Here is a 4143-nt window from a genome sequence, read left to right on the forward strand (position 1 = left end):
GGTCATCACGTCGTAGCCAGGATAGCGGGGTAAGTCCTTCATTTCTTCTCGGTCTCCCGAAGACGCAGCGCCGCGAGTCCCGCGAGTGCGAGCGCCGAAAAACTCGGCGGTGCGGGCAGCGGCGGTCCATTGAAGAGATTTTGGCTCCAGTTGCGCCAGCCGCCACGCGCGCGCGCGACGCCGCGGGCATGAAAGCCGACACCGATGAACCCGAGTGCCGTCGTCACGCGCAGCCATAACCGCGTGAACCAGCGCTCGCGCGGACGAGCGAGGGCGGCATTGACGAGCAGCGCCGATGCGACCGGCGGAACGATGATCGGCGCATACATGACCGGGTTCTGGAACGCACCACGAAAATGCAGCAGCGCGACTTCGCCGAGCGTCCCGACCAGTCCAGCGCTCGTGACGAGCGCGAGCGCCTGTCCCGCAGGCTTGCCGAAAAGACCCGGCTCGTGCGCGGGTTCGTCGCGCAACCGCTCGGATACCGCGCCGAGTGCGCCAGAGAGCAGCAACGCCATCGGTGCGCCAATCGGCGCCGCATAGAACAGGTTATGCCAGCTCCAACCGCCGGGGCGCTTAGTGATGTTGTAAAGATGGAACCCGGTCCCAGCGACGCCGGCGAGTGCCGCGCTGACATAGACTGCATTGCGCACCGGATGGTGCGTCGGTTCGTGATCGGAGCCGCCATGCAAGCCGGCGAAGAGCGACAGCGTCGACACGACGAGCGGAGTGTACATCGCGGGATTGTCGAACGAGCCGCGATAGTGCTCCATCGCGCTGTCGGCGAGCACGGACAGCGCGAGCAGCGCGGAACTGTGATTGAAAGTGCGCGCCGTATTGATGTGCATCTGCATCGCCGGGCGATGCGGCTTGCGCCCGCCCAGGCGCACGAGCGCGAGTCCAGCCGCAGCGATTGCGCAGCCAATGGCGATGTCGATTGTTCTGGTTTGCGTCATGTTCTTCGCTTCGTTCTGTTCCATTCGCTCGCCGCGCGTCAGACCGCATACCGATGCGCATCAGCATGCCTGAAATCGAGTCCGCAACCCGGCCGCGACCAGTCCGGCGCGATCGCGCCGTCGCGCGCACGCGGTGCCCCGTCGAAGAGCATCGACTCGATGCGCACGTGATCGTGGAACCATTCCTGATGCCGCAAACGCACAGCTGCGCACGCAACATGCAGATGGAGGGCGGGTGCGCAGTGGGCCGAAAGCGGAATATGAAACGCGTCGCACAGCGTTGCTATGCGCAGGAAGCCCGTGATGCCGCCGCAGCGAGTGACATCGGCCTGGAGCACATCGATGGCTTCGTTGGCGAGCAGCGCGCGGAAGTCGTCGATCGTGTAGCCGTATTCGCCCGCAGCGAGTTCCATATGCGCGGGCAGTGCGTCGCGCAACGAAGCCAGGCCGGCGAGATCGTCCGACGACACCGGCTCTTCGAACCACTCGACGTCATGCTGCGCGAACCGTTCGGCGTAGAAGAGGGCCTGCTTGCGATCAAGCGCCCCGTTGGCGTCGACGAAGAGGCCCGCGTCATCGCCGATCGCTTCTCGCGCGACCTCCACGCGATGCGGATCGCGCGAAGGCTCAGTGCCGACCTTGATCTTTACCCATCGGCATCCGTCTTCGTGCACCCAGTTCGAGAGCTGGTCGCGAATTTCGTCGTCGTTGTACGTAGTGAAGCCGCCGCTGCGATATAGTGGCACACGGTTGCGCACCGCGCCGAGCAGACGCGCAAGCGGCAAGTCAAGCAGGCGCGCCTTCACATCCCACAACGCGCAGTCGAGCGCCGATATCGCGCAGGCGGCGATCCCCGAGCGGCCAGTGTTTCGCACGCGCCGCTGCATGCGTATCCAAAGGGCGTCGATGTTCCAAGCGTCTTCGCCGACCAGTGTCGAGGCGAGCGTCGATTCGATGAAGCTCGCGGTCGTCGCGTCGTTGTAGGTATAGCCGATGCCCGTCTTGCCTGCTGCGGTAAGTTCGACAACCACGAGCGTCGTCGATTTCCAGGCGAAAGTACCGTCGGCTTCGGGCCGGTCGGTCGGGATGGTGTAGGCGCGCGCCCGAATCGCTTCGACAGGTGCCTCGCGTTTTGTGAGGTGCATGGTGCTGGCCTCCGTTAATTGTCCTTATGTCCCGGCAACACTGCACCCAGCACCTGTTTCGCAGTGTCGACGATGATGTTGCCTTCGTCCGGATCCCCTTCGAAAAGCGTCGTAGCGAACGCTTTTGCCTGTTGCAAGGTGATATGCGGCGGCAGTGGGGGAACATTTGGATCGGCTTTCACCTCGATCACGACGGGCCGGTCTGAGCCCAGCGCTTCATCCCATACTGCGCTCATGCGCTCGGCGTCATCGACGTAAATTCCTCGAAGTCCGATTAATTCAGCGAAGCGGTGGTATGGCACCGACGGAATGTCTTGCGACGCTTCGAACTTCGGGTCACCGTTCATGACGCGCTGTTCCCAGGTAACCTGATTCAGGTCATCGTTGTGAAGCACCATGCAGATCCAGCGCGGATCGGACCATTGCTTCCAGTACTTCGCGACCGTGATAAGCTCGGCCATGTTGTTCATCTGCATTGCGCCGTCACCCACCAGCGCGATCACCGGCCGCTCAGGGTGCGCGAATTTTGCCGAAATCGCATAGGGCACGGCTGCGCCCATCGACGCGAGTCCCCCGGAAAGCGAGCACATCATGCCGCGCTTGACTTTCAGATCACGCGCGTACCAATTTGCGCACGATCCAGAATCACTGGTCACGATGGCGTTGGACGGTACGCGCGGCGACAACTCCCATACCGTGCGCTGGGGGTTCACGCCCGCGGTTCCCGACACTAGCGCACGCTTTTCGAGCTTTTGCCACCAGTCGGTCATCCAACCTTCGATGTCCTTGCGCCATGCGCTATCCGCGTTCTGTTCGAGCAGCGGTAAAAGCGCGCGCAGCGTCTCCGCGCTGTCGCCAACAAGATTGACTTCCATCGGATAGCGGAGGGACAGCATGTCGGGCTTGATGTCGATCTGTACTCCACGCGCCGCGCCTTCTTTCGGGAGGAACTCCGAGTAAGGAAAGCCCGAGCCGATCATCAGCAAGGTGTCGCATCCGGTCATCAGCTTGTAGCTCGGCTCCGTGCCGAGCAGACCGATCGAGCCGGTCACGTAGGGCAGATCATCTGGAAGCGCGGCTTTGCCTAAGAGTGCTTTCGCGACGCCTGCGCCGAGTTTTTCCGCCACCGCGATCACTTCGTCGGTCGCCTGCAACGCGCCCGCGCCGACGAGGATCGCGACCTTCTTGCCCGAGTTGAGGATCTCTGCGGCTCGTTGCAGATCGTCGGCATACGGCACGGTCTTGGGCGCGCGATAGCCCACCCCTGAGTGCAACGTCCCGTGTTTGCGCGGCGGCGGCTCGAATTTGAGTTCCTGCAAATCGTTCGGGAACACAAGCGCGGCGACTTTCCGCTCGCCCAGCGCAGTTCGGACGGCTCGGTCGACAAGATGACGAACCTGGGCGGGAACACTTGCTTGTTGCACGAAGGCGCCCGCGACGTCCTTAAACATCGATCGGAGGTCGACTTCCTGTTGATAGTGGCCACCGAGCGATGCGCGCGCTTGCTGTCCGGCGATGGCGAGCACGGGCATGTGGTCTAGTCGTGCGTCGTAGAGACCAGTGAGGAGGTGCGCTGCACCGGGTCCTGATGTCGCCAGACAAACGCCAAGCTCGCCAGTGAACTTTGCGTGCGCCGATGCCATAAAGGCGGCCATTTCCTCATGCCGCGTCTGAACGAATTCGATCTTGCCTTGCGCACGATTCAACGCCCCAAGGATGCCGTTGATACCATCGCCGGGATAGCCAAAGATGCGACGCACGCCCCATGCGTGCAGGCGGTCGACCAAAAAATCGCCGACGGTGATAGACATGGTTTGCTCCTTGGTTGCGGCCCAAAAAAGATTGTGACTTTGGCGAGCATCAATATGTCACAACGTGATGCAATGAATGTGCCGCGTACGGACGGACAAGGCGCGTAAGCGCATCGAAGGCACTCCTTAGTCTTCTGCAAGCAAGCTTCGCAACGCCCCGATTGGTCCAGATGTAAGTCAGCGACACGATGGACGCATTGTTCGCCTTGCGAGTGAGATGCGCGTATACAC

3 protein-coding genes are annotated in these 4143 nt (G+C 62.1%); all 3 read right to left on the bottom strand.

The window, feature by feature from the left end; translation table 11 throughout:
- Window positions 1-38: 38 nt before the first annotated feature.
- The 3 genes from BG60_RS35880 to BG60_RS35890 are packed head-to-tail and all read right to left on the bottom strand — an operon-like array spanning window position 39 to window position 3912.
- The gene (locus tag BG60_RS35880) at window positions 39-956 is read right to left on the bottom strand and encodes a hypothetical protein (protein WP_033535764.1); all 918 of its coding nucleotides are present in this window, start codon (window positions 954-956) and stop codon (window positions 39-41) included.
- 38 nt (window positions 957-994) lie between these two features.
- Complete coding sequence (locus BG60_RS35885) at window positions 995-2101, bottom strand: enolase C-terminal domain-like protein (RefSeq protein ID WP_008344838.1); 1107 nt, start codon at window positions 2099-2101, stop codon at window positions 995-997.
- A gap of 14 nt (window positions 2102-2115) precedes the next feature.
- On the bottom strand, window positions 2116-3912 hold the full coding sequence (locus BG60_RS35890) for a thiamine pyrophosphate-requiring protein (protein WP_008344837.1): 1797 nt from the start codon (window positions 3910-3912) through the stop codon (window positions 2116-2118).
- Window positions 3913-4143: the final 231 nt, after the last annotated feature.

It is taken from the genome of Caballeronia zhejiangensis (assembly GCF_000698575.1).
In the GTDB taxonomy this organism is placed as follows: domain Bacteria; phylum Pseudomonadota; class Gammaproteobacteria; order Burkholderiales; family Burkholderiaceae; genus Caballeronia; species Caballeronia zhejiangensis.

Coding starts and splice junctions, on each gene's coding strand:
- BG60_RS35880 (WP_033535764.1), bottom strand. CDS start 956: ATGACGCAAACCAGAACAATCGACATCGCCATTGGCTGCGCAATCGCT.
- BG60_RS35885 (WP_008344838.1), bottom strand. CDS start 2,101: ATGCACCTCACAAAACGCGAGGCACCTGTCGAAGCGATTCGGGCGCGC.
- BG60_RS35890 (WP_008344837.1), bottom strand. CDS start 3,912: ATGTCTATCACCGTCGGCGATTTTTTGGTCGACCGCCTGCACGCATGG.